The following is a 22,989-nucleotide window of genomic DNA, read 5'->3' as shown; positions in this document are numbered from 1 at the left end:
AGGCCGGACACGTTGTCCGGCCTTCTGCGTTTTAGGACCTTGATAAGGATGGGCGTCAGCGCGGCGGAAGCAGTCCGCCGCGGACGTAGGCGTCCCAGCACGGAGATAGCCGGATCTGGCGATGGCCCGTCAGTCCCGGCGCATAGAGCTTCAGGAGCAGTTGGTTGGCATTCGTTACCGGGCAGAGCGGATAGAGCACGATGTCCGTCGCGGCGACCGAGCCAAGCACCGCGGCATCGGGGTCCGGCACCGCGCGGAACGGGTCGGCGCCGATGGCGATGTGCCGGGGTGCCGCCCGGTCGAGCAGCCAGGGGAAAGGATTGACGAAGTTGAGGCTCATCACGGTCTCGAAGCGGACGTCGTTCGCCGCCTCATAGGCCCTCACCGCGCCGACCGCCTCGTCGACCGCCTTCAGCCAGGTGATCTGGAAGTCCGGTTCGGTGTAGAGCGCAAAGCCCGGCAGTTCGCCCGCGTTGGCGATGAAGTTCCAGGTCTCGGGGAAGCGCCGGTAGGCCTCGAGCATCGTCGAAGAGCGCTGCAGCATCTCCGGTCGTTGTGAAACGGCGCCGAGCGTTCCGAGGTACTGGTGTTGGAGGACCTCGTACTTCGCCTGCCCGATGAAGGTGCGGGCGCTGCGCTGCAGGATGTCGAGCGCCGTCGGCAGCGTGGAGGCGGCGATAAGGCCGAGCACCAGCATGCTGTAGCCTGCCTTCGAACGATCTGCGCGCAAGAGAAGGGCGAGCAGCATGGGCCAGACGAAGATGAAGGCTTGCCCCCCGGTGTTCTGCGTCTCGACGAACAGGCCAGCCAGCACCGCGACGCCCAGCCAGGCCGCGTCGTGGTCGAGGAGGGTGGCGAGCCTGGCGGGACGTGGTCGCGCGCTCAGCGCCCGGGTTGCGGCGAGCACGGCTTTGCGATTGCGCCAGGCCAGCACCGCGGTCAGCGCGACCAGCGGCGCGAACGCGATGAAGTGGATCGAGGCCGCCTGCAGGAAGCGCGGCAGCAGGCTGCCCTCGTTCTTGTCGAGGAGCTGCAGGATGTCGCTGACATAGGCGGAGACGAGCCCGAAACCGAGTTCCAGCGCTGCCAGACCGGCAAGACAGATGAGCGCCGAGATGACCGCCGTGCGCAGGGCGATCCGGCCCGCGGCAAGAGCGAAGGCGCAGAGGCCGAGCGCGGCGATGACGCCCGTTACCTTTACCAGAAACAGCGCCAGCACCGTGCCCGCCATCACCATGGCAAGAGGTGCCTGCTTCTCGCTGAAAACGAGGGCGGCGGCGAGCACATAGAGCAGCTGGCAGACCTGGCGGTTGTAGATGCCGAAGCCGTCGACGCCGGGATAGGCGTAATATTCCTCGACGTTGAACGGGAGGGTCGAGAAAGCGAGGAAAGGGACCAGCAAGGCAAGGGCCGTTTTCCGCGAGCGCCGGTCGACGTCGGCGAGCACCAGCGCCATCAGCGGCGCCGAGATCAGCAGCAGCGACCATTGCGCCAGCAGTAGCGGTTGCGCCTCGGGAAACAGCTTGATGAGGCCGGCGAACAGGTAGTAGCCGAGCGGCCCGACCGGCGTGAAAAAATCGATCGCCGGGATCTGACCGGAGAAGATCCGGTTCGCCGCGTCGAAGTAGATGAACAGGTCCCAGTAGAACGGACCGATCGGCAGCGTCAGGCGGAGCGTCAGAAGGGCGGATAGGAAAAGGCAGGCGAGGCCGAGCCAGAGCAGCGGCGAGCCAAGGCGCGATCGTGGCGAGGGGAGTTCGGCGGTAGAGAACTGCGCCAACGGATCTATCCTGCGGTGGGTGCGTCCGATCGACAATGCTTACAGAGGGTTAAGGAAGTCGTGTCTGCGGGGCCTGATCTCGGTAGCAAGGTGTCGTTCCGCCGATTGTAGCCCACCGTTCCGGTTGTTTCTTGAGAAACCCGTATACCGAGACGGAGCCACTGCACGTAAAGGACTTGCACCGCGCAGGGTTGACGGAGTTGTGAGTTGTCGGCGCAGCGCATCGCGGCGACGCTCACACTATGCGCGAACGTGCCGGCCCAGGGCTTTGCAGGTTTAGCCTCGCCATCTTGCTGGGCGGGTGGTGCGCAGTGCCGGCCACGGCGGCCGATGCCCCCGGCGAAATCCCCGTCGATGTCGAACTGGTGCTCGCGGTCGATGTGTCCTGGTCGATGGACCTCCACGAGCAGCGCATTCAGCGCGACGGCTATGTCGCCGCCTTCCGCAGCCCGGAGGTGCAGCGCGCCATCCTCGAGGGCGGCCATGGCAAGGTCGCGGTCACCTACGTCGAATGGGCCGGCGCTTTTTCACAGGCCGTCGTCGTGCCGTGGATGCTGGTTGATTCCAAGGCTGCTGCCGACGGTTTCGCCTATCGCCTTGCCAATGACGAGCCGATGCGCGAGCGGCGGACCTCGATCGCCGCGGCGATCGACTTCTCCGCGAGCCTGTTCGACGGCAACGGTTTTGCCGGCATTCGCCGGGTGATCGACATTTCCGGTGACGGCCCGAACAACCAGGGCCGCGCCGTCACCGCCTCGCGCGATGCCGCGGCCGCCCGGGGGATCACCATCAACGGCCTGCCGCTAATGACGCAAGGGGATGGCGCAGGGTCCTGGGGATCGATCCCCGATCTCGACCGCTACTACGCCGACTGCGTCATCGGCGGTCCCGGCGGCTTCGTCATCCCGGTCGATGACTGGTCGCAGTTTCCCGAGGCCCTCCGCCGAAAGCTGGTGCTGGAACTCGCCGGAGGCTGGCCACCGCCGCCGGCGGCACCGGAGCGCCTCGTCGTCCCGGTGCAGGACCGGACGGGCGCCGACTGTCTCGCCGGCGAACGGCAATGGGACATGCGGCAGCAGCGCAGTTTTGACGACCGCTGATCGGCCTGTCGGCATTGGGAAGGCGGAACGGTGATGAAACGCCCCGCCGGTAAGCGTCATGCGTGCACTGGCACGGCCGAATTGACCGCCGCTCGGGCGGCACGCTCCTGCTGGGGCGATCGGCCGTAGAGTTCGCGGTAGCATTTCGAGAAATGCGACGCCGAGACGAAGCCAGAGGCGACGGCGATCTCGACGATCGGAAGTGCTGATTGCAGCAGCAGGTGCCGCGCCCGGTCGAGCCGGATCTCGAGGTAATAGCGTGCCGGGGATCGGCCCATCTCCTTGTCGAACAGCCGTTCGACCTGACGGCGCGACAGCGAGATGCGACGGGAGATCTCGACCAGCGACAGCGGCTCGCCGAGATTGGCCTCCATGATCTCGATGATCGCCAGCACCTTCGAGTGCTGTACGCCGAGGCGGGCCCGCAGCGGCAGCCGCTGCCGGTCGTGGCTGGCGCGCACCCGGTCGGTCAGCGCTTGCTCGCAGACCCGGTTGACGAGATCGTCGCCGTGATCCTCGCCGATCAGCGCCAGCATCATGTCGAGCGCCGCCGTGCCGCCGGCGCAGGTGAAGATGTTGTGGTCGATTTCGAACAGGTCGGCATGCACGTCCGCCCGGGGAAAGGCTTCCGAAAAACCCGGGAGGTTCTCCCAGTGGATGGCGCAACGGCGTTCGGCGAGCAGGCCGGCTCTGGCGAGGATCCAGGCACCGGTGCAGAGGCCACCGACGGAAATGCCTCGCTGATGTGTCTCGCGGAGATAGGCGAAGCTTGCCTTGTCGCAGAAGTCCTCGACGAACACGCCGGAGCAGACGAAGACCATGGACGGCTTGCGGTCGTTCAGGAGCGCCCGCCGTTCCTCTTCCACCGAGCCGCTAACGGAGATCTCCACCCCGTTCGAGGCGAAGATCGCCTTGCCCGTCGGCGAGGCCAGCCGCCATCGATAGGCCTCGTGACCGAGCAGGCGGTTGGCGATCCGCAAGGGTTCGATCGCCGTGGCGAAGGCAATCATCGAGAAGTTGGGAACCAGCAGGAAAACCAGGCTGCGTTTCAGCTGTTTCTCTGGAGGAATGCGCACGGGAACCTGGAGCATTTTGTCTCGACAGGCGGCCAAGTGCCGCGGCGTCAAACTGCGCGTTTCCGGCGTCGCTTTCAAGTCAATTGCGAAGGTTTCTAAACTGCTACGCTTTGCTGCAGTGCACGCTAAATCATTGATCATTCTGCCGTTTGGGTGAGCAGTCCGTAGCCTAAGTCTCAGCGCTTCGGCATACGGCTGAGGCGCGCGTGATTGGCCTTTGCTCGCTTGGCATACGGCTTTAGTCCTTCAGAAAGGACGGTGTCGGCATCGTCCTGGTTCTGGCGTACGACGCCGGTCATCGCCGATGTCGCGGTCTCCAGAACGATGGTCGCCATCGCCATCTGCATGGCCAGCGCGCTCTCACCCATCGCCACGAATTTCTCGGTGACCATCTGGGTCGCCTCGCGGTTGGACTTTGCTGTCGGACGGCCCGCCGACCACCACATGTCTGTCAGCCGGGTGGCGATGACGAAGGGCGATGCTGCGACCAGCGTCGCTATCTCGGCGTTTGTTTTGGTGATGCTATGGGTCATGCCGCTGTGTCCTCAGACTGGCTTCCTTCGGTGTCAACGTGCCGATGACAGCCGCGTTCTATAGGTCGAAAAGTTTATTTCGACCGACGAACGATAGAGAATGACAGTTTAGCCAACAAATCGTAACGCTGGAGGAACCAAGCCGTGAGCTTGCCGTTTTTCTGCCGCATCGTTTCAATGGAGAGCGTCCCCATGTCCAACCGTCTTGCCGCCGTCGCCGTCATTCTCGCCGCCGCGCTCACCATGTCCGCTTGCGCGAACACCGTCCGCGGTGTCGGTCGCGACGTCGGAAACACGGTCGACGCGACTGGCGCAGCAGCGAACGACATCGCGCGCTAAATCTCGATCTAAGTTAAATAAAAAAGGCCCGACGACAGTCGGGCCTTTTTTGTTTGTGGGCGAAAGTTCGCATGCCCGGGCGGTGGATGGCGTTAGTTACTGTGGACGCCAGTGATGGTGGAACGGCAGTGGATCCGCCATCGCAGAATGCAAGAGAGACGTCAGGCGTCTTAGTGCGGGTGATGGGGACCGGGCGAAGACGGGTTGACCATCGCGGCCATGATCCCGCGGATGGTCAGGGCGCCCAGCGGGCTGCCCTTCGCGCAGACGACATGGGCCGTGTCGCTGCCGCTGTCGTTCATCAGCCGTGCGGCCTCCTCGATGATCGTGCCTTCGCGCACAGCCGGTCCCGTTGGCGCCGCACCGTTGCTGGCCTGCATGATGGTCTGCACCTCGATGACCCGACCGCGGTTCACCTCGCGGACGAAGGAGGTGATGTAGTCGTCGGCCGGATGGAGCACGATGTCCTCGCCGGTGCCTTGCTGGACGATCTCGCCGTCGCGCAAGATGGCGATGCGGTCGCCCAGCCGAAGCGCTTCGTCGAGGTCATGGGTGATGAAGACGATGGTCTTCTGCAGTTCTTCCTGCAGGCCGAGCAGCACCGACTGCATGTCGCCGCGGATCAGCGGGTCGAGTGCGGAAAAGGCCTCGTCCATCAGAAGGATGTCGGCGTCCGTCGCCAGCGCGCGGGCGAGGCCGACGCGCTGCTGCATGCCGCCGGACAGGGCGGCGGGGTAGCGGCTCTCATAGCCCGAAAGGCCGACACGATCGATCCAGCGGGCCGCAGCGGCCTTCTGCTTGGCCGCCGAGACGCCCTGGATGGCGAGGCCGTAAGTGACGTTGTCGAGGATCGTCTTGTGCGGGAGCAAGGCGAAGCGCTGGAACACCATCGAGATCTTGTGCCGACGGAAATCCTGCAGCCGCTTGGGCGGCATCGCCAGGACGTCTTCGCCACCGATGACGATCTCGCCCGAAGTCGGCTCGATCAGCCGGTTGATGTGGCGGATCAGCGTCGACTTGCCCGAACCCGACAGGCCCATGACCACCTGGATCCCGCCCTTCGGCATGTCGATGTTGATGTCTTTGAGGCCGAGCACGTGCTGGTGCTTCTGCATCAGCTCGGCCTTGGTCATGCCGGCCTTCACCTCTTCGACCAGACGCTTGTCGTCGGCGCCGAAGAGCTTGTAGAGCGAGCGGATGCGGATGGCGATGTCATCCATGGGCGATCTCCCGGTGGCGCTGCAGCCGCTTGCCATAGGCTTGGCTGGCGCGGTCGAAGATGATAGCGATGGCGACGATCGCGAGGCCGTTCATCACCCCTTGCGCGAAGTACTGGTTGGTGATGGCCTGCAGCACGGGCTGGCCCAGGCCGCGCACGCCGATCAGCGACGCGACGACGACCATCGCCAGCGCCATCATGATGGTCTGGTTGATGCCGGCCATGATCGTCGGCAGCGACAGCGGAAGCTGTACCCCGACAAGCCGCTGCCAGCTGGACGAGCCGAAGGCATCGGCGGCTTCCATCACCTCCTTGTCGACCAAGCGGATGCCGAGATTGGTCAGCCGGATGATCGGCGGCATGGCGTAGATCACCACGACGATGAGGCCAGGGATGAGGCCGATGCCGAGCAGCATGACGATCGGGATAAGGTAGACGAAGGACGGCATCGTCTGCATCACGTCGAGGATCGGCGAGAGAATGGCCTGCAGGCGGTCGGAGCGCGACATCGCGATGCCGATCGGCAGTCCGATGACGATCGACAGCAGCGTGCAGACGATGATGATCGAGAGGGTCCGCATCGTGTCCTCCCACATGCCGAACAGGCCGATGAGGAACATCGCGACCACGGTGCCGATGGTGATCGCAGTGGAGCGGCTGGCGAGCCAGACGATGGCGGTGAGGGCTGCAAGGACGATCCACCAGGGCGTCGACAGCAGCAGGCTTTCGAACCAGAGCAGGAAGTCCAGCAGCGGCCGGAAGAGGGCTTCGATCGAGTCCCCCCAGGTGCGCGAAAAGGCCTTGTAGCCGAGATCGATGCTCCGCGTCGCCTCGCGCAGCACGCTGCGCTTGATCTCGGGGAACTCGACGAGCCAGTTGGGCAGAAACTCCGTCAAGGGCTTACCTCTGTTTTCGGAGGGAAAGGGGGCCGCGCGGCAGGCCGCAGGGCCAGAGCAGGGCGCTGGGTCACAGCGGGGCGCAAATGGCGATCTACGAGAACCTCGTGCGTACTGTCGTCGCTACAGGTCCGGATCCGCGGAGCGTAAGTTCGACTGCACCAGGTCCGAAGGCCGTGCTTCACAGGCACGAGTTCTCACCGCGCACGGCGTGCATTCGTACGCCTAGAATTGCGTCGACCCAGCCCACCGGTGCCAATTTTCGGGGCGAGGCCGATGTGAGCCCTCCGGCCACGTGACCTCATCCCATCAGGAGAGGCACCCGGGCCGGAGGGGCGTCCCGTCTGCGCTGCATCAAACCTAGTGAGCGCTAGAGAGCGGCCTTCACCTTTTCAGCGACGTCAGCCGGGACCCACTTCGTCCAGATCTCGGGCTGCGTCTCCAGGAAGTGCGCGGCGGTGTCCTCGCCGTTCGCCTGATTTTCTTCCTTCCAGGCCAACAGCTTGTTGACGACGTCGTTGCTCCAGCCGCGCGTCTTCAGGTATTCGGCGGCGCCCGTCGATTGCTTGGCGACGGCCGGCGTCAGCATGGTGAAGACCTCGCTCTTCGTCCACGCGTTGACCTTCGGGTCCGGGCAGTCGGCGACGGAGGTGCAGCGCTTCCATTCGGCCTCGTCGAACTTGGTGTCGAAGCCGAGCTGGGTCATGTCGTACTTGCCGAGGATGGCGGTCGGGGCCCAGTAGTAGCCGAGCCAGGGCTTCTGGCCCTCGTAGGCCTTGGCGATCGAGCCGTCGAGACCGGCGCCCGAGCCGGTGTCGACCAGCGTGAAGCCCTTCTTGTCGCCCTCATAGGCCTTGTAGAACTGGGTCGTGGTCACCTGGCAGCCCCAGCCCGACGGGCAGTTGATGACGGCGCCCTTGGACGGGTCCTCGGCCGAGGGGAACAGTTCGGGATGAGCCATCGCGTCCTGGATCGTCTTGATCTCGGGGTGTGCCTTGGCGAAATAGGTCGGGACCCACCAGCCCTCGACGCCGCCATCGGTCAGCGCTTCGCCGCCGTAGACGACCCGGCCTTCCTTCACCGCGGCGTCGATCTGGTCGCGGAACTGGTTGACCCACATTTCCGGCGCGACGTCGGGTTGGCCCTTTTCGGTCATCGACGAGAAGGTCGGCATGGTGTCGCCCGGAACCTGCTCGGCATCGCAGCCATAGCCTTTTTCGAGGATAAACTGGTCGATCGCGGCGAGAACCTCGGCAGAGGCCCAGTTCATCAGCGAAATCGTGATCTTGCCGCAGCTCTCCTGCGCGGAGGCGGTGCCGGCGCCGCCGAAGAGGGCGGCAGCCAGAATGGTCGAGGCGAGCAGCTTTTTCATATCGTACCCTTTGCAAGTCGTGAAACAGTAATCGATGCACAGCGAAGGTCATCGAAACCCCATCTACAAATAGACGGTGGCTTCCGAAGGAGGGCGAAACGCGCAGAGACTGCCGCAATTTAGCTGCATTCAAGGCTAGCGCGTTGTTGAAACGATTCCAAACGCTTTTTTCGGTCGGCGGCGAGGGGCTCAACCTATGGCGCGATCGCCATCCGGCAACCATTACGGATCACGACTGTACGCCATCTGGCCGGATGGCGTCAGGATTGTCCTCCTCATCCACAGAAGATGGGCTTTTTAGCCGAGCAGGCGGTCAGGCCGCGCCGTCCTGCGGCGCAAATCGGCCACTGGAAAGCCATCATCGGCATCCGGCCGTTAGCGCCACGGTAACGAGTGTAGGCCCATAAGGAGGGCGCGACGGCGTCGCCCAAGCCCCGGAACTGGTACCGCGTACCGGGGCGGACGATGCCGATGACCTCCAGTCGTGTCGCCCGATAGAAAAGCCGCGTCGCCCTTAGAGCGACGCGGCTTTTCCGTTTGGAGCGACCGCCATGGCGTCTGATGCGCGGGGTGGCGGCGGAGCGCAGCACCACGCCTCGCGTCACTCGACAAGCGCTGCGTTCTGCGGGTCGGCGCGGCCTGACCTCGTGCTCAGAGGCCGGCCGTCAGCGACGGCGCCGGGGCACCAGGACGCACGGCGGCGATGTCCTCGACGGCGCGCGTCTTGTACTGGCTGAGGAGTTCTGCCGCGACGCGATCGGCCGGCATCGGCTTGCCGTAGTAGTAGCCCTGGATCTGGTCGCAGCCGAGTTCGTCGAGCAGCGCGACCTGGGCTTCGGTCTCCACGCCCTCGGCGGTGACCTTCATCTGCATGTGATGGGCCAGCGAGACGATGGTGCCGAGGATGGCGCGCACGTTGAGCTCGCCGGACTCGAAGGCGACCATGAAGGACTGGTCGATCTTCAGCTTGTCGAAGGGGAAGCGCCAGAGATAGCCGAGCGAGGAATAGCCGGTTCCAAAATCGTCCATGTCGATGGAGATGCCGAGCGCCTTCAGTTCCATCAACTGCTTCAGGATGTCGTCCGAACGCTCGAGCAGCAAGGATTCAACCACCTCGATCTCCATCCGACGGCCATCGACGCCGGCTGCCTTCAGCGCGTCGCCGATGATGCCGACGAGGTCGCCGTCGCGGAATTGCACGGCGGAGAGGTTGACCGAGACGAAGAGGTGCTCGGGCCAGAGCGCGATCTGCTGAGCCGCCTTGCGGATCACCCAGGTGCCGATTTCCTTGATGAAGCCGCGGCTTTCGGCGATCGGCACGAAGACCGACGGTGAAATGTAGCCCCCCGCCGGATCCGGCATGCGTAGGAGGGCCTCGAACCCCAGCAGCGCGGCCCCGCGTCCGCTGACGATCGGCTGGTAGAAGAGCTCGAAGCCGTCGTTCGCCACGGCCGCGCGGACCATCGCCTCGATCTGCCGGCGGCGGTGCACGTCCTCGTCCATGTGCGGCTCGAACAGCGTGAAGTCGCCCGTCTGCGCAGTCTTATGATGCAGAAGGGCGAGCTCGGCGTGCTTGGTCAGGTCGCCGAAATTGCGCCCGTCGGCGGGCATCATCGCCACGCCGATCGAGATGCTCGGACGGATGATCTGGCCCTTCAACTCGATCGGCTCGGCCACCGCCAGCTTGATCTTGTGCGCCAGCGCGGCGACGTCCTCGGCGCTGACGATCCGGCGCCGCAAGAGGACGAAGTCGTCGGCGCCAATTCTCGCGAGAAGGTCGATCCGGTCGACGACGGTCTTCAGCCGGTTGGCGACGACCCTCAGCAACTCGTCGCCCTGCGCCTGTCCGAGTCCGTCATTGATATCGGCGAGCCCGTCTATGTCGATGAACAGGAACGCCATGTGCTCGCGCGTCGCCCGCGCCGTTGACAGCACCCGCTCCGTCTCTTCCTGCATCCGCGTGCGGTTGAAGAGATGCGTCAGCGGGTCGTGGTTGGCCAGAAAGGCGATGCGGTCGTCGGCCTGGATGATCTTGCGGTGGCGGCGGAGGTAGATGAGCGTGGGGATGCCGGTTGCGATCAGGAGCAGAAGCAGCAAGGCCAGCGATGCGTCGGTGAGCGTCGTCGTGTAGTTGGAGCGGTCGTCGATCATGTCGGCGACGACCGAGAGATAGCCAATGGTCGCCCCGCCGCGCTGCAGCGGCGTCAGGACGGATGGATTGGTCTGCCCGTCATCGTAGACGATCTGCCAGTCGCCGGTGCGCTGCAGGACAGGATCGGACAGACGGTCGCCGGTGCTGATGCCGCCCGCACGATCCCGCATCAACCATTTGTAGCGTTCGGACCGGGTCCGGAAGATCTCCGCCCCTGACCGGTCGAAGATCGCGAAGCTATCGATGTCCGCAAGGTTGGCCACCGTGCGTATTTTTGTCTCGGCGTCCGGATCGCGCGAGATGCCGGTGAGGAAGGCGTTGAGATTGCCCTGATCGGACATCAGAAGTTCGGCGAACCTTTGTCCCTTCGCCTTCATCTCCAATTCGACGAGGCTGCCGATCGTGCCGCCGCCAATAGACAGCACGCCGAAGACCACGACGCCGGCAAAAATCATGCCGCCCGCTATCGTCGCCCAGTATCGTCTTACGGTGATCAGCATCATATGTTCGATCGTTGCATCGGCGGGCAATCTATAAGCCGAAGGTAAAGAATTAGGCAGATGGCTCGCGCACTTTCTCAGCTTCTTTCATGCCGGGCTGGCGTGCAGCCTTCGCCGGTAAAAGAGTTCGGTGGACATCGATGAACCGGATGGTTGACTAACGCCGTCATTAAAGATGCAATGAGCTATCCGCGTCTTTTGATCGCTGCAACGCCAGGCTGTCCCGGCGGCACGGGAGAATGCGACCGAGCTCTCTGGGAGGCACGATGAAACGTCTGAGGGCATGCATCCTGGCGGCATTCACGCTTCTGGCGCCGGGATAGATGGCGGCGGCTCGCCCTCTCATCGTCGCCAAAATCGACATTTCGGCGCAGACGATGACGGTCACGCGCAACGGCGCGGTTGTCGACCGGTGGCAGGTTTCGACGGCGGGGAATGGCTACACGACGCCGACGGGCAGCTACCGCCCGACCCGGCTTCACCGGATGTGGTACTCGAAGAAATACCACAACTCGCCGATGCCGTTTTCGATCTTCTTCCGCGGCGGCTATGCCATCCATGGCACCGGCTCGGTCAGGCGGCTCGGCAGCCCGGCCTCGCACGGGTGCATCCGGCTGCATCCGCGCAATGCCGCCAAGCTCTATGCGATGGTGCAGCAGGCAGGGGTGCGCAACACCTCGATCGTCATCAGCCGGTAGAGTGTCGTTCTTCGGAGAGGAGGCACGCAGGCGGCCCTGTTTCGGCGCGGCATCGGCCTTCCCCTAAGCAACCCTGGCTCGATCGCGGGCTGCGGGCCAGAGAGGACTGCAGACTGTCAGCGACACGCTGAAGGTTGCAGGCTGCGGGCAGCCGTGCCGTTCCTGTCCTTGGGAAAGCTGCGCTCGTCAGCCCCAGCGGCGGTGGAACCACATCCACTGTTCGGGATGCTCGCGCACCCAGCCCTCGACGATATCGTTCAGCGTCTGGCAGCTGGCCGGGATGTCGATTGCGCCCTCGGCATTGCGCGGCAGGTCGAGCCGCGGCTTCAGCTCCAGCCGGTAGCGCCCGCCGGGCAAGCGGATGACGCGGGCCGGATAGACCTCGCAGTCGAACTGCCGGACGAGTTTCGGCACCAGCGGATTGGTCTTGCAGGCCCTGCCGAAGAACGTCGTCGGGGCGCCCTTGGTAAACTTCTGGTCGACCAGCATGCCGACCGATCCCTGGCGGTCGAGCGTGCCGGCCAGCGCCCAGGCCGCGCCCGCCTTGGAGGGCACGAGATGGCCGCCGCGGGTGCGCCGGGCCGAGAGGATTTCGCGGGCAATGTAACGGTTGTTCGGCTGACGGAAGAGGGCGGTGACCTCGAGGCCGAAAGTTGCGGCACAGATCGGCAGGAGCTCGAAGCAGCCGAGATGGCCGGTGAAGAACACGAAGGGACCGCCGCGCTTCTGCAGCTCTTCGAAGATCTCGGCGCCCTCGACCTCGATCAGCCCTTCGCCGGGCTTGGCGGGGTCGAAGTCGAAGATCTCATCGAGGAAGACGTATTCCGCCGCCAGCCGCGCCATGTGCTCCCAGTTGGCGCGGGCGGTGGCATCGATCCAGGCCGCATCCTTTTCGGGATAGGCGAGGCGGAGGTTCTCCTTGGCCAGTCGGTGGCGCGGGGTGAGGGGGCCCACCCAGCGGCCGAGCGCGGCCGCGGTGGCGAGCCCGGCGCGCGGCGGCAACTGGCGCAGGATCCACAGCAGCGAGAAGATCAGCCGGGCCGATGTCCAGTCGCGGGTGATCCGCCAGCGCTTCCAGGCCTTCTTGGCAAACAGGCTGCTCATGCCGCCGGCAGGCGCTCGAGGTTGAGGATGATCTTGCCGAACACCTGACGCCCCGCCATGCGCTGCAGGGCGACGTCGATCTCGTCGAGGCCAATCTCGGTGTCGATCACCGGCTTCACCAGCCCGCGCGCCATCTTCTGCATGGCGTCGGCCATGTTCTCCATGCGGCAGCCGAACGAGCCGATGAGCCGGAGCTGCTGCTGGAACAGCATCATGAGGTTGGTCGGCGCCGAGACGCCGGAGGTCGAGCCGCAGGTGACCAGCCGTCCGCCGCGCTTCAGGCACAGCATCGAGCCGGCCCAGGTGTCGACGCCGACATGCTCGAAGACGACGTCGACGCCCTTCTTCTTCGTCAGCTTGCGCACCACGCCCTCGAAGCGGTCCGAGCGGTAGTTGATCACATGGTCGGCGCCGAGCGCCTTCGCGCCCTCGATCTTCTCGTCGGAGCCGACGGTGGTGATCACTGTCGCGCCGTGTTTCTTGGCGAGCTGGATCGCCGCCGTGCCGATGCCGGAGCCGCCGGCATGGACGAGGATGGTTTCGCCCGGCTCGAGCTTGGCATTGTCGAAGAGCATGTGCTCGACGGTGCCGAAGGTCACCGGCGCCAGCGCCGCGCCGATGGCGTCGCAGCCGGGCGGGGCGGCGACGAGCAGCCGCACCGGCAGGTTCACCACCTCCTGCGCGAAACCGTCGAGGTGGAAGCCGTGCACGCCCGAGACGTGTTCGCAGAGGTTGTCGCGCTTCTCGCGGCAAGCCTTGCAGAGGCCGCAGGTGCGCGCGCCGTAGATCGAGACCAGCTGCCCCGGCAGCACGCCGGCGGCGCCCGGCCCCAGCGCCTCGACGACGCCCGAGGCCTCCGCGCCGATCACCAGGGGCAGGTTGCGCTTGGCGAAAGCCATGCCGCGCCAGCCCCAGACGTCGATGTGGTTCAGCGCCACGGCGGAGATCCGCACCCGCGCCTCGCCGGGACCCGGCGCCCCCGGTTCGGGAATGTCGGTGACCCGGAGATCCTTGTCGCCGAAAAGCTGCAATGCACGCATGGAAAACCTCGAAACTACCGGGCGCCGGGCGTCCAGAGGGACGCGCCGCGGCGCCTCATATCATTGTGCGGGCGCGCCCGTCAGCCGCGGGGTTCGCGGCCGAGGACGAGGCTGACATTCTGGCCGCCGAAGCCGAACGAGTTCGACAGCACCGCCGAGACGTCCGCCGATCGTTTCACGTTGGGCACCACGTCGAGCGCAATCGCCGGATCGGGAATGTCGTAGTTGATCGTCGGCGGCAGCACGCCGTGGCGCATGGTCAGGATCGAGAACACCGCCTCGATCGCGCCGGCGGCGGTGAGCGTATGGCCGATCATCGATTTGTTCGACGACAGCGGCACGTCAGCGATCCGCTCGCCGAAGACAGCCGCAAGGCCCCCGGCCTCCATGCGGTCGTTCTCCGGCGTCGAGGTGCCGTGCGCGTTGATGTAGCCGATGTCCTTCGGCGTCAGGCCGGCATCGGCAAGGCCGTCGCGGATGGTCGCGATGATCGGCGAGCCGTCGGGCTTGGAGCGGGTGCGGTGGAAGTCGTCGGCCTTTTCACCGCAGCCATGCACAACGCCGAGGATTTTCGCCCCGCGGGCCTTCGCCGATTCCAGCGATTCCAGCACCAGCGCGCCGGCGCCTTCCGCCATCACGAAGCCGTCGCGGTCCTTCGAGAAGGGCTTCGACGCGCGTGCGGGCACGGCATTGTTGGTCGAGAGCGCCGAGAGCAGCGAGAAGCGGATCAGCGCCTCCGCGCCGACCGAGCCATCGGTGCCGATCGAGATCGCGCGGTCGGTCTCGCCGCGGCGGATCGCCTCGACGCCGAGCTGGATCGCCGAGGCGCCCGAGGCGCAGGCCGTGGACAGCGTTACCGGCAGGCCGCGTGTGCCGAGGATGTCGGCGAGGCGCTCGGAGATGCCGGAGAACAGCGTCTGCCGGTACATCGCCGGGTCGCGGTTCTGTCGCACCAGCTCCATCAGCCGGTCGTAGCCGGCCTCCTCGCGCGCCTCGCCGGGCAGGGCGTCGAGCAGAAAACGGTGCTGCCACTCCAGCTCGATCGGCGGCGCGGCGAGGAACAGCGGGCCGGCGAAGGCGCCGTCATAGCCGGCCATCCGCACCGCCTCGAGCCCAGCCGAGCGGGCGAGCGCGAAGGAGAGGTCGATGCCGGTGACCGGGGAGACGTCCATGAAGTCGACCGTGCCGGCGATCGTCGTGCGCAGATGGTCGGTCGGAAACCGCGTGATCGTATGGATGCCCGAGCGGCCTTCCGTCAGCGCCGTCCAGTTGGCGTCGACGCCTTCGCCGAGCGAGGAGACGACGCCGATACCGGTGACGACGACGACGGGACGACCGCGGGAATCGAGAGTGCTGTTCATCGCCAGGCTCCGCTCAATGGCCGTTGAGGGCATGCAGGACGCAGACGCCTTCGGCCTGCACATGGCCGATCGTCGTCACCAGCGCCTGCGCCGGGGTGAAGAGGACCTGGTTTTCCACCCGTCCGTCGAAAGGCGGCAGGCCCGTGCGCCGGGCGAGCGCCGCAGCCGCCAGGGCAATGCCGGCCGAGAACTGCGCTTCGAAGGATTGACCGAGCAGCGTGCCGTAGCTGCGCAGCGCCGCCTGCGGGAAGCGGGCGCGGAGCGCGGCGCGCTCGGGCTGCGACAAAGCGGCGATGCCGGTGGCGCCGGAGAGGATCAGGAGCTCGTCGTCGGAAAGGCCGGTCTGCTCCAGGAGGCCATCGAACCGCTGCGTCAGCGACGCTTCGTCGCGCGGTCCGCGGTCGGCGAAGATCTTCTCGATCCGCGCATAACCGGTGCCGCCGCGCGACGCCGCATGTTCGGCCGATTCCAGCACCAGGAAGGCGCCGACGCTGCCGATGGTCAGGCCATCATGGCCTGGGGTCCGGCCGAAGACCGGGCTCCATTCATCCTTCAGGAGATAGCCGCCCATCTCGTAATTGGTGAGGAGGTCCTTGCGCTCGGCCGAGAAGGCGCCGCCGACAAGGCAGATGCGGCTCTGGCCGGAGGCGATGCGGGCCGCGGCGACCGAGATCGCCGAAATGCCCGCGCCTTCCTCGCCCATGAAGGTGCGCGAGGATCCTGTGACCTTATGGACGATCGAGATGTTGCCGGCGAGGAGGTTCGACAGCTGGGCAAGGAACAGCGTCGGCCGCAGCTCCGAGGACAGGACCTCGTTTGCCCGCGCCTGCTTGTCTTCGGCGCCGCGCGCCCGCTCCATCACCAGCGCGTCGACGGCGACGTCCCGCTCGCCGCCACCAGCCGCCACGATCATGTCGATGCGCGAGCGCACGTCCTCGTCGGCTGGGATGCCGGCGTCGGCCAGCGCAATGCCGGCGGCATAGGTGCCGAGCTTCTGCCAGGTCTCCATCTGCCGCTGGTCCCCCTTCTTGGGGATTTGCTGCGTCCAGTCGATCGGCGGCAAAGGGTGGACGAAATACGGCGCGTAGCGCTCGGTCTCGATCTCGGGATGCGGCGCCGCGTCGGCGGTGAGCCGGTCGAGATGCGCCTCGATGCCTTCGCCGAGCGAGGAGACGAGGCCAATGCCGGTGATCAGGACGTCCTGGTGGGTCATACAGCTTCCATCTGTTGCGCGCCGGCCCGATGAGGCTGGCGACCGGCGTTCCCCCCACCGGCGGGCGCTAAGCGCCCAAAGCATGCCGGCATCGCCACCAAAGCCCTGATGGGCTGGTCGCGATGCCACTGGTCAAATCGGCGAGGCGCCGCAGACGTCCCGCAGTACGCGCCTAGGCGACGGACGTCTCCGTCGGCGGCGCGACGGTCTCAGGCGGTCTTGGCGGCGCGAAGCTCGTCGATCTTGGCGCAGAGGTTCTTCAGGACGAAGTACTCCTCGGTCGCCGCCTCGCCTTCGTTCACCCGCTGGGTCCACTGTTCCAGCGGTATCTTGATGCCGAATTCCTTGTCGATGGCGAAGACGATGTCGAGGAAATCCAGCGAATCGATGCCGAGATCGTCGATCGTATGGCTCTCCGGCGTGATCTGCGCGCGGTCGATCTCGCTGGTCTCGGCGATGATGTCGGCGACCCGGTCGAAGGTTGAGGACAAAGGACTACCCCGTGTTTTCGTCGCGGTCATCGGACCGCGGTTTTCAGTGCACTGCGAATTCGCGAGCTATAGGCTGTCGCGTGGAAAAAGCAAAGTTGCGGCTTCAGCCCGGCCTCGACTGGTCCGGCAGTCGACTTGACCGCAAGCTGACCGACGGCCCATCAGTCACCGCGACGATCGAAAGTGATAAAGCCTGCTGCCGGCTTACGGTGGTGGGCAGGAGCGATGAGATGGCACGGAAAATTCGGGATGCGGGCTGGCTGGTGGACGAGACAGCGGCAGACATGCCGGCGGAAGAGTGCTGGCTCTGCGGGCGACTGGTCGGCACGAGGGTGGATCGCTTCCACCCAATCCCGAAGAGCCGGGGCGGCCGCGACTCGGTGCCGGTCCATCCTATCTGCCGCGAAGCCATCGACGCTAATTTCTCCGCTAGTGAACTCGTCCGCCACGCGGAAGGCGGCATACCCCTTACCGACAACGAGACTGTCGCCCGCTTCATCCGCTGGGTCGGCAACAAGCCTGCAGATTTCCACTCGGCGACGAAGGGTGGACGCTAGCGGCGCAGAACGCTCGAGGACGACCGGCGCCGTCTGACGACCGACGATTTGGAATTGATCCCGGATCAAGCCCGGGATGACGAAGCGGGCCTGTCGCGGACAGCGCGCTACCTAAGGGCAGGAGAACTGGTCCGGCTCGGGCCGTTCTCTTAACCCCCGAAGCTTTCTGCCAACGACTGATTCAGCTCCGCGGCTTGAAGTTTTCCGGATCATACAGAGGCTTGTACCCGACGGCCGCCACCTCGACCGGAAAAGTCTCGGCAAAATACTCGACGCTGAGCTTGCGGCCGAGCTGGCAGTGCGACCAGGGGAGGTAGGCGAGGGCGATATTCTTGCCGACGGTCGGGCCGTAGGCGATCGAGGTGGTGTAGGAGCGCCGGCCGAGCTCGTCGACCAGCACCGCACCGGTGGCCGGATCGATTACCGGCAGCGAGCCGACGGGATAGCGGGCGACGCCCGCGGCATCGACATTGTCGGTCATCACCAGCGTGCAGAGCTTCGCAGGCTGGTGGTCGCGCGCCTTGTATTCGAGGTGTTTGGCCTTGCCGCGGAAGTCGGCCTCCTTGACCTTGGGGCGCGCCAGGTCCGCTTCGATCAGATTGTACTGGGTGTGGAGGTCGGCGTTCTGCAGGCGCAGGCTCTTCTCCATGCGGCGGGAATTGGCGTAGGTCTCGATGCCGAAGGCCATGACGCCGGTGGCACGCAGCGCATCCCAGACGGCGAGGCCGTCCTCGTAGGCCATGTGCAGCTCCCAGCCTTGCTCGCCGACATAGGAGATGCGGAAGGCCGAGACCGCCTTGCCCGCGATCTCGATCGGGCGGATGGCCGCGAACGGGAAGCTTGCGGCGTCCAGCGCATTCGGCTCAGCGACGACTTTCTTCAACGTCTCGCGGGCGTTCGGGCCCCAGATGCCGATGGTGACGTTGGCTTCCGAGACGTCGGTGATCACGACGTCGAAGCCTTTGTCCTCGGCGATGCGCCGGAGATAGAGAAGGTCGCGCGGGCCGGCATCGGCGCCGTCCACGATGCGGCAGCGGTCGGCCATGCGCAGGATGGTGAAGTCGGCGCGGACCATGCCCTCGTCGTCGAGGAAGTGGGTGTAGATGCCCTTGCCGATATTGCCGTCGCCGCCGATCTTGGCCGCCGAAACCCATTCGAGCAGCGCGACGTGGTCCGGTCCCTCGACGTCGATCATGTAGAAATGGCTGAGGTTGACGATGCCGCAATCGTCGGACATCGCCAGCTGCTCGGCGTTCGAGACCCGCCAGAAATGCCGGTTGTCCCACTCGTTCTCGCGCAACGGCACCTGGTTGCCGTACTTCTCCAGGAGATGCTCGTTCGCGGCATAGCCGTGCGCGCGCTCCCAGCCGCCCAGCTCCATGAAATGCCCGCCGAGCTCGACCTCGCGCGCGTAGAAGGGCGAGCGCTTGGCGCCGCGCCCCGTCGCATAGGGCTCGCGCGGGTGGATCGCCGGGAAATAGATCTTTTGCGCCGCCTCATAGGTGCGGCCCTCGATAAATTCCTCGGTCAGCTGGTGGCCGTAGAAGCGGGCGTAGTCGACCGAGTTGTGGTCGATCTCGGTGCGCCCGTCGGTCATCCAGTCGGCGATCAGCTTGCCGTAGGCGGGGCCGTCCTTCACCCAGATGGCGATACAGTACCAGAGGCCGCGCACCTTCTGGCTCTCGCCGCAGGAGGCACCGCCGCCGGCCGAGACTTGCAGGAGCCCGTTGAAGGAATGGCCCTCGTTGTAGCCGAGCTCGCCAAGGATCGGCGTCAGCTCCATCGCGCGCTCGAGCGGCTCGAGGATCTGCTCCATGTCGAGATCGCGCTGCGAGGGCGAGAGACGGGCCTGGTGCTTTTCCAGAATGTCGCGGGGATGGCAGAGGCGCGGGTTCGTCGCCTCGTAATAACCCCACTCGATCTGCCCACCCTCGGTGGTCTTCGGGTCGCCGGTATCGCGCATGTAGGCCGAGTTGCCTTGGTCGCGCAGCAGGGGATAGCCGATCTCCTTGCCGGTGCCCTCGAACTCGGTGTAAGGGCCGAAGAAGGTGAGGGGGTGGTCGACCGGCATCACCGGCAGGTCCTCGCCCGCCATCTCGGCGATCAGCCGTCCCCAGATGCCGGCGGAGACGACGACATGGTCGGCCATGATCGTGCCGCGGTGGGTGACGACGCCCTTGATCCGGCCGTTCTCGATGATCAGCGACTGCGCGGCGGTGTTGGCGAAGGCCTTGAGCTTCCCGGTCTTCTCGGCGGCATCCACCAGCTTGCCGGCGACGGTCTGCGAGCGCGGGATGACGAGGCCTGCATCGGGATCGAACAGGCCGCCCTGGACTTGGTCCTCCTCGATCAGCGGGAACATCGCCTTGATCTCGGCCGGACTGACATAGTGCGCGCGGGTGCCGAAGGCTTTCGCCGAGGTCAGCTTGCGCTTGATCTCCTCCATCCAGGCGTCGTCGCCGGTGCGCGCCACTTCCAGGCCGCCGATGCGGGCGTAGTGGCCCATCTTCTCGAAGAAATCGATCGAGTACTGGGTTGTCCAGACCGAGAGATAGTCGTGGCTGGTGGTGTAGCAGAAGTCCGACGCATGGGCCGTCGAGCCGATGTCGGTCGGGATGCCGGACTTGTCGATGCCGACGATATCGTCCCAGCCGCGCTCGATCAGGTGATGCGCAATCGAGGCGCCGACGATGCCGCCGAGCCCGATGATGACGACCTTCGCCTTATCCGGAAATTCTGCCATGTCCTGCCCCGTCCAACCGATGTGGCGCGATGTTAGGCGCAGTAACCGGCAAGGCCGCTTCCAAAAGCGACACGCAGGATTGCCGCCGCGCCACGCCGCGGCGTGGTCCGGCCGGCGCGGGCTTGCCCGAGCGTCAGGCAAAGCTGCGCGGCGTTGGGCGTGCGCGGACGCCGGTCGGACCACGCCGTTCGCTTGCTTTCGCAAGCCATCGTAGCGGGTCGGCCGTTTCTGGCGACCGGCAGTCTCGGGGGCCTCCACGGCCGCCCCCGCCGAGCTCTTAGGAAAACCTTCATCGAGCATTTACCCCACCGCGGAATGTTTCGGGGGGAGGGCGCTGAAGGCCTTGGGAATGTTCAGACTCTTCGCCGACGGTGTCGGCGCGGAGAATCCCATGCATGCCATTCTGACTTGCCTCAGGGTCGAGAACGACCCGACACTGCTTCTTCTGGCCGCCCTTGTCTGTGTCATCGGTGTCTACGGCTCTTTCTCGGTCGCGCGCCATGCCGGCCGCTCCGAGGGCAAGGCGCGCCGCCGCTGGGGGGCAACCGCCATTCTCGCCGCCGGCTCGACGGCCTGGGCCACCCACATGGTGGCCTTGCTGGCGTTTCGTCCAGGGATGCCGTCCGGCTTCGAGCCTTTCCTCACCGCGTTGTCGTTGCTTCTGGCGGTCGCGGGCATCGCTGCCGGCGTCGGCATGGCGCTCGGCAGCCGAAGCCGCCGCCGGCGGTTCCTCGGCGGTCTTGTCATCGGCGCCGGCGTCGCCGCCCTGCATTATGTCGGCCAGGCCGCCTACTTCGTCCGCGGCGAAGCCCGCTGGGATTACGCGCTGGTGGCCTTCTCGATCCTTGCAGGCCTGCCGCTCTTCGGCCTTTCGCTAATGGTCTCCGGCGAGCGCAACAAGACCGTCCGGCTCCTCGGCGCGCCGTTCCTCGTCCTGTCGATCGCCGTCCTGCACCTTGGCGGCATGACCGCGCTGCAGCTGCAATATGATCCGCGCATCCAGCTGCCGCGCCTCGCCATCGCGCCCGAGACGCTCGCCCCCATCGTGGCGACGGTGTGCTTGGCGCTTCTGACCGTCGCGGTCGTTGGCCTTCGTCTGACGCTGAGCGCCAAGGCGGCCCTCCTGCGGGAACGCAAGCAGCTGGGAGAACTCGCCAATCTAGCGCTCGAGGGTCTGGCGATCTGCGAGGACGATAGGGTTGTCACCGCCAATGACAGTCTGGCGCGCCTCTGCGGTGTCCCGCGCGGCGCGCTGACCGGTCGGACGGTGGCGTCCTTGGTGCGCGGGGTCGACGTGCTCGCGCTGTCCCAGTCGGAGGAAGCGGATGCCGATCTCCTGACGTCCGCCGGGGCTGCTTTGCCGGTGCGGGTCATCCGCAGCGACGTCAGGCTGGGCGGGCGCCCGCAAATGGTCATCGCCTTCCGCGACCAGCGCGAACGACTGAAGAGCGAGGAGCGGATCCGCAAGCTCGCCTTCTCCGACCCGCTGACCGGGCTTGCCAACCGGACCCGCTTCCACGACGCGCTTGCCGAGCAGGTGGCCCGGCAGGCGGAGACCGACGTGCCGTTCACCTTGCTGATGCTCGATCTCGACGGCTTCAAGGCGGTGAACGATTCGCTCGGCCATTCCGGCGGCGACGATGTCCTGCGCATTGCCGCCGACCGGTTGCGCGCCGCGGTCGACGAGCGTCATCTGGTCGCACGGCTCGGCGGCGACGAGTTCGCCATCCTGATGCGCGACAGTGCCGATCCGCTGCAGGCCGGAGAGATCGGCCGCCGGGTGATCGCCTCGCTGGAAATGCCTATCCGCGTGCAGCAGCAGATGGTGCATGTCTCCGCCAGCATCGGCGTCATGCCGTCGCATTGGCCGCCGCTCTCGGCCGGCGACATGCTCACCGCCGCCGACCTCGCCCTCTACGACGCCAAGGCCAACGGCCGTGCGACGGTCCGGCTGTTCACGCCGGAGCTGCGCCGCGTCTCCATGGCGCGCAGCGGTCTTGCCAACGACCTCCAGGCGGCGTGGACCGAGAACCAGTTCGAGCTCTATTATCAGCCCCAGGTCGATCTGTTCAGCGGCGAAGTCCTCGGTGCGGAGGCGCTGATCCGATGGAACCATGCCAAGACCGGGCTGGTCGCCCCGGGAGCGTTTCTGCCGGTTCTGGAGAGCAGTCATCTGGCCGTGCCGGTCGGCGACTGGATCCTGCAGACGGCGTGCCGGCAGGCGCGCAGTTTCCGCGCCGCGGGTCTCGGCGACGTCCGGATCGGCATCAATCTCTTCGCCGCCCAGCTGCGCTCTCCCGATTTCGTCGAACGGGTCGAGGAGGCGCTGCGCGCGAGCGGGCTCGCCGCGTCGCAGCTGGAGCTCGAGATCACCGAGAACATCGTCCTCCTCAACGAGCGCCTGATCGCCAATCACCTCAGGCGCATTCGGGCGATGGGCATCGGCATCGCCTTCGACGATTTCGGCACGGGCTATGCTTCGTTGACGATGCTGAAGAAACTCGACATCACCCGGCTGAAGATCGACCGCTCCTTCGTCAGCGAGATCGAGACCTCCCGCAAGGATCAGGGCATCGTCGATGCCGTCATCCGGATGGCCGAGGGCTGCGACCTCTCGGTCATCGCCGAAGGCATCGAGAAACAGTCCCAGGCGGATTTCCTGAGAGGCAAGGTCGGGGAGGGGCAAGGCTACCTCTTCGGCAAGCCGAAGCCAGCCGACCGCTTCGTCCAGACCTTCGGCCATGCGCCCCTTTCGCCCGAGCGGGCTATGACGCCGGAACAGGGCGTGCGAAAACGAGCGGGATAGACGGCCCGA

General features: G+C 65.8%; 18 protein-coding genes. 5 read left to right on the top strand and 13 right to left on the bottom strand.

The annotated features are described in order from the left end of the window. Positions 1-55 precede the first annotated feature (55 nt). Positions 56-1,780, bottom strand: coding sequence for a hypothetical protein (locus tag ACZLZY_RS11915; protein ID WP_472934120.1), 1,725 nt, complete (start codon positions 1,778-1,780; stop codon positions 56-58). Positions 1,781-2,091: 311 nt separating this feature from the next. On the opposite strand from ACZLZY_RS11915, the gene ACZLZY_RS11910 reads away from it, so the two are divergent. Then, on the top strand, positions 2,092-2,880 hold the full coding sequence (locus ACZLZY_RS11910; RefSeq protein WP_472934119.1) for a DUF1194 domain-containing protein: 789 nt from the start codon (positions 2,092-2,094) through the stop codon (positions 2,878-2,880). A gap of 56 nt (positions 2,881-2,936) precedes the next feature. Here ACZLZY_RS11910 and ACZLZY_RS11905 read toward each other — a convergent pair whose 3' ends face one another. Further along, the gene (locus tag ACZLZY_RS11905; protein ID WP_472934118.1) at positions 2,937-3,971 is read right to left on the bottom strand and encodes a GlxA family transcriptional regulator; all 1,035 of its coding nucleotides are present in this window, start codon (positions 3,969-3,971) and stop codon (positions 2,937-2,939) included. A 161-nt stretch (positions 3,972-4,132) separates the two neighbouring features. After that, on the bottom strand, positions 4,133-4,489 hold the full coding sequence (locus tag ACZLZY_RS11900) for a hypothetical protein (RefSeq protein ID WP_472934117.1): 357 nt from the start codon (positions 4,487-4,489) through the stop codon (positions 4,133-4,135). Positions 4,490-4,681: 192 nt separating this feature from the next. Here ACZLZY_RS11900 and ACZLZY_RS11895 point away from each other — a divergent pair, with 192 nt between their 5' ends. Further along, positions 4,682-4,828 (top strand): entericidin domain-containing protein, encoded by a 147-nt coding sequence (locus ACZLZY_RS11895; protein ID WP_472934116.1) that lies wholly within the window; start codon positions 4,682-4,684, stop codon positions 4,826-4,828. A gap of 170 nt (positions 4,829-4,998) precedes the next feature. Here the strand turns inward: ACZLZY_RS11895 and ACZLZY_RS11890 are convergent, their stop codons facing one another. The 4 genes from ACZLZY_RS11890 to ACZLZY_RS11875 form a co-directional block, all read right to left on the bottom strand. Then, positions 4,999-6,048, bottom strand: coding sequence for a quaternary amine ABC transporter ATP-binding protein (locus ACZLZY_RS11890; protein WP_472934115.1), 1,050 nt, complete (start codon positions 6,046-6,048; stop codon positions 4,999-5,001). Next, on the bottom strand, positions 6,041-6,943 hold the full coding sequence (locus ACZLZY_RS11885; RefSeq protein ID WP_472934114.1) for an ABC transporter permease: 903 nt from the start codon (positions 6,941-6,943) through the stop codon (positions 6,041-6,043). Before ACZLZY_RS11885 ends, ACZLZY_RS11890 begins: the two co-directional genes overlap by 8 nt. A gap of 370 nt (positions 6,944-7,313) precedes the next feature. After that, the gene (locus tag ACZLZY_RS11880) at positions 7,314-8,315 is read right to left on the bottom strand and encodes an ABC transporter substrate-binding protein (protein WP_472934113.1); all 1,002 of its coding nucleotides are present in this window, start codon (positions 8,313-8,315) and stop codon (positions 7,314-7,316) included. Positions 8,316-8,966: 651 nt separating this feature from the next. Beyond that, positions 8,967-10,970, bottom strand: a complete 2,004-nt coding sequence (locus ACZLZY_RS11875; RefSeq protein ID WP_472934112.1) for a putative bifunctional diguanylate cyclase/phosphodiesterase — start codon at positions 10,968-10,970, stop codon at positions 8,967-8,969. A 320-nt stretch (positions 10,971-11,290) separates the two neighbouring features. Between ACZLZY_RS11875 and ACZLZY_RS11870 the strand changes: the two genes are divergently transcribed. Next, positions 11,291-11,665 carry a L,D-transpeptidase gene (locus tag ACZLZY_RS11870; protein ID WP_472934111.1) on the top strand — a complete coding sequence of 125 codons (375 nt, stop codon included), beginning with the start codon at positions 11,291-11,293 and terminating at the stop codon, positions 11,663-11,665. Between the two features lie 186 nt (positions 11,666-11,851). Here the strand turns inward: ACZLZY_RS11870 and ACZLZY_RS11865 are convergent, their stop codons facing one another. The 5 genes from ACZLZY_RS11865 to ACZLZY_RS11845 form a co-directional block, all read right to left on the bottom strand. Continuing rightward, positions 11,852-12,769, bottom strand: coding sequence for a lipid A biosynthesis lauroyl acyltransferase (locus ACZLZY_RS11865; RefSeq protein WP_472934110.1), 918 nt, complete (start codon positions 12,767-12,769; stop codon positions 11,852-11,854). Next, the gene (locus ACZLZY_RS11860; protein WP_472934109.1) at positions 12,766-13,809 is read right to left on the bottom strand and encodes a zinc-binding dehydrogenase; all 1,044 of its coding nucleotides are present in this window, start codon (positions 13,807-13,809) and stop codon (positions 12,766-12,768) included. Before ACZLZY_RS11860 ends, ACZLZY_RS11865 begins: the two co-directional genes overlap by 4 nt. 80 nt (positions 13,810-13,889) lie before the next feature. Beyond that, positions 13,890-15,170: a beta-ketoacyl-ACP synthase gene (locus tag ACZLZY_RS11855; RefSeq protein WP_472934108.1), complete on the bottom strand. Its 1,281-nt coding sequence runs from the start codon at positions 15,168-15,170 to the stop codon at positions 13,890-13,892. Between the two features lie 13 nt (positions 15,171-15,183). Beyond that, positions 15,184-16,383: a beta-ketoacyl-ACP synthase gene (locus ACZLZY_RS11850; RefSeq protein ID WP_472934107.1), complete on the bottom strand. Its 1,200-nt coding sequence runs from the start codon at positions 16,381-16,383 to the stop codon at positions 15,184-15,186. 209 nt (positions 16,384-16,592) lie between these two features. Next, positions 16,593-16,874, bottom strand: a complete 282-nt coding sequence (locus ACZLZY_RS11845) for an acyl carrier protein (protein WP_472934212.1) — start codon at positions 16,872-16,874, stop codon at positions 16,593-16,595. A gap of 230 nt (positions 16,875-17,104) precedes the next feature. On the opposite strand from ACZLZY_RS11845, the gene ACZLZY_RS11840 reads away from it, so the two are divergent. Next, entirely contained in the window at positions 17,105-17,431 is a 327-nt protein-coding gene (locus ACZLZY_RS11840) for a hypothetical protein (RefSeq protein ID WP_472934106.1), read from the top strand. Positions 17,432-17,612: 181 nt separating this feature from the next. Here ACZLZY_RS11840 and ACZLZY_RS11835 read toward each other — a convergent pair whose 3' ends face one another. Then, positions 17,613-20,174: a GcvT family protein gene (locus tag ACZLZY_RS11835; protein ID WP_472934105.1), complete on the bottom strand. Its 2,562-nt coding sequence runs from the start codon at positions 20,172-20,174 to the stop codon at positions 17,613-17,615. A 391-nt stretch (positions 20,175-20,565) separates the two neighbouring features. On the opposite strand from ACZLZY_RS11835, the gene ACZLZY_RS11830 reads away from it, so the two are divergent. Continuing rightward, positions 20,566-22,980: a bifunctional diguanylate cyclase/phosphodiesterase gene (locus ACZLZY_RS11830; RefSeq protein ID WP_472934104.1), complete on the top strand. Its 2,415-nt coding sequence runs from the start codon at positions 20,566-20,568 to the stop codon at positions 22,978-22,980. Positions 22,981-22,989: the final 9 nt, after the last annotated feature.

Source organism: Mesocryomonas lacus, assembly GCF_055730135.2.
Note: the sequence above shows the minus strand (reverse complement) of the source record. Positions and strands in the feature narration are given on the sequence as shown.

Bases quoted from the DNA above. Each gene is read 5' to 3' on its own strand.
- ACZLZY_RS11905 (WP_472934118.1), bottom strand. From the start codon at position 3,971: ATGCTCCAGGTTCCCGTGCGCATTCCTCCAGAGAAACAGCTGAAACGC.
- ACZLZY_RS11900 (WP_472934117.1), bottom strand. From the start codon at position 4,489: ATGACCCATAGCATCACCAAAACAAACGCCGAGATAGCGACGCTGGTC.
- ACZLZY_RS11895 (WP_472934116.1), top strand. From the start codon at position 4,682: ATGTCCAACCGTCTTGCCGCCGTCGCCGTCATTCTCGCCGCCGCGCTC.
- ACZLZY_RS11890 (WP_472934115.1), bottom strand. From the start codon at position 6,048: ATGGATGACATCGCCATCCGCATCCGCTCGCTCTACAAGCTCTTCGGC.
- ACZLZY_RS11880 (WP_472934113.1), bottom strand. From the start codon at position 8,315: ATGAAAAAGCTGCTCGCCTCGACCATTCTGGCTGCCGCCCTCTTCGGC.
- ACZLZY_RS11875 (WP_472934112.1), bottom strand. From the start codon at position 10,970: ATGATGCTGATCACCGTAAGACGATACTGGGCGACGATAGCGGGCGGC.
- ACZLZY_RS11870 (WP_472934111.1), top strand. From the start codon at position 11,291: ATGGCGGCGGCTCGCCCTCTCATCGTCGCCAAAATCGACATTTCGGCG.
- ACZLZY_RS11865 (WP_472934110.1), bottom strand. From the start codon at position 12,769: ATGAGCAGCCTGTTTGCCAAGAAGGCCTGGAAGCGCTGGCGGATCACC.
- ACZLZY_RS11860 (WP_472934109.1), bottom strand. From the start codon at position 13,809: ATGCGTGCATTGCAGCTTTTCGGCGACAAGGATCTCCGGGTCACCGAC.
- ACZLZY_RS11855 (WP_472934108.1), bottom strand. From the start codon at position 15,170: ATGAACAGCACTCTCGATTCCCGCGGTCGTCCCGTCGTCGTCGTCACC.
- ACZLZY_RS11850 (WP_472934107.1), bottom strand. From the start codon at position 16,383: ATGACCCACCAGGACGTCCTGATCACCGGCATTGGCCTCGTCTCCTCG.
- ACZLZY_RS11840 (WP_472934106.1), top strand. From the start codon at position 17,105: ATGGCACGGAAAATTCGGGATGCGGGCTGGCTGGTGGACGAGACAGCG.
- ACZLZY_RS11835 (WP_472934105.1), bottom strand. From the start codon at position 20,174: ATGGCAGAATTTCCGGATAAGGCGAAGGTCGTCATCATCGGGCTCGGC.
- ACZLZY_RS11830 (WP_472934104.1), top strand. From the start codon at position 20,566: ATGCATGCCATTCTGACTTGCCTCAGGGTCGAGAACGACCCGACACTG.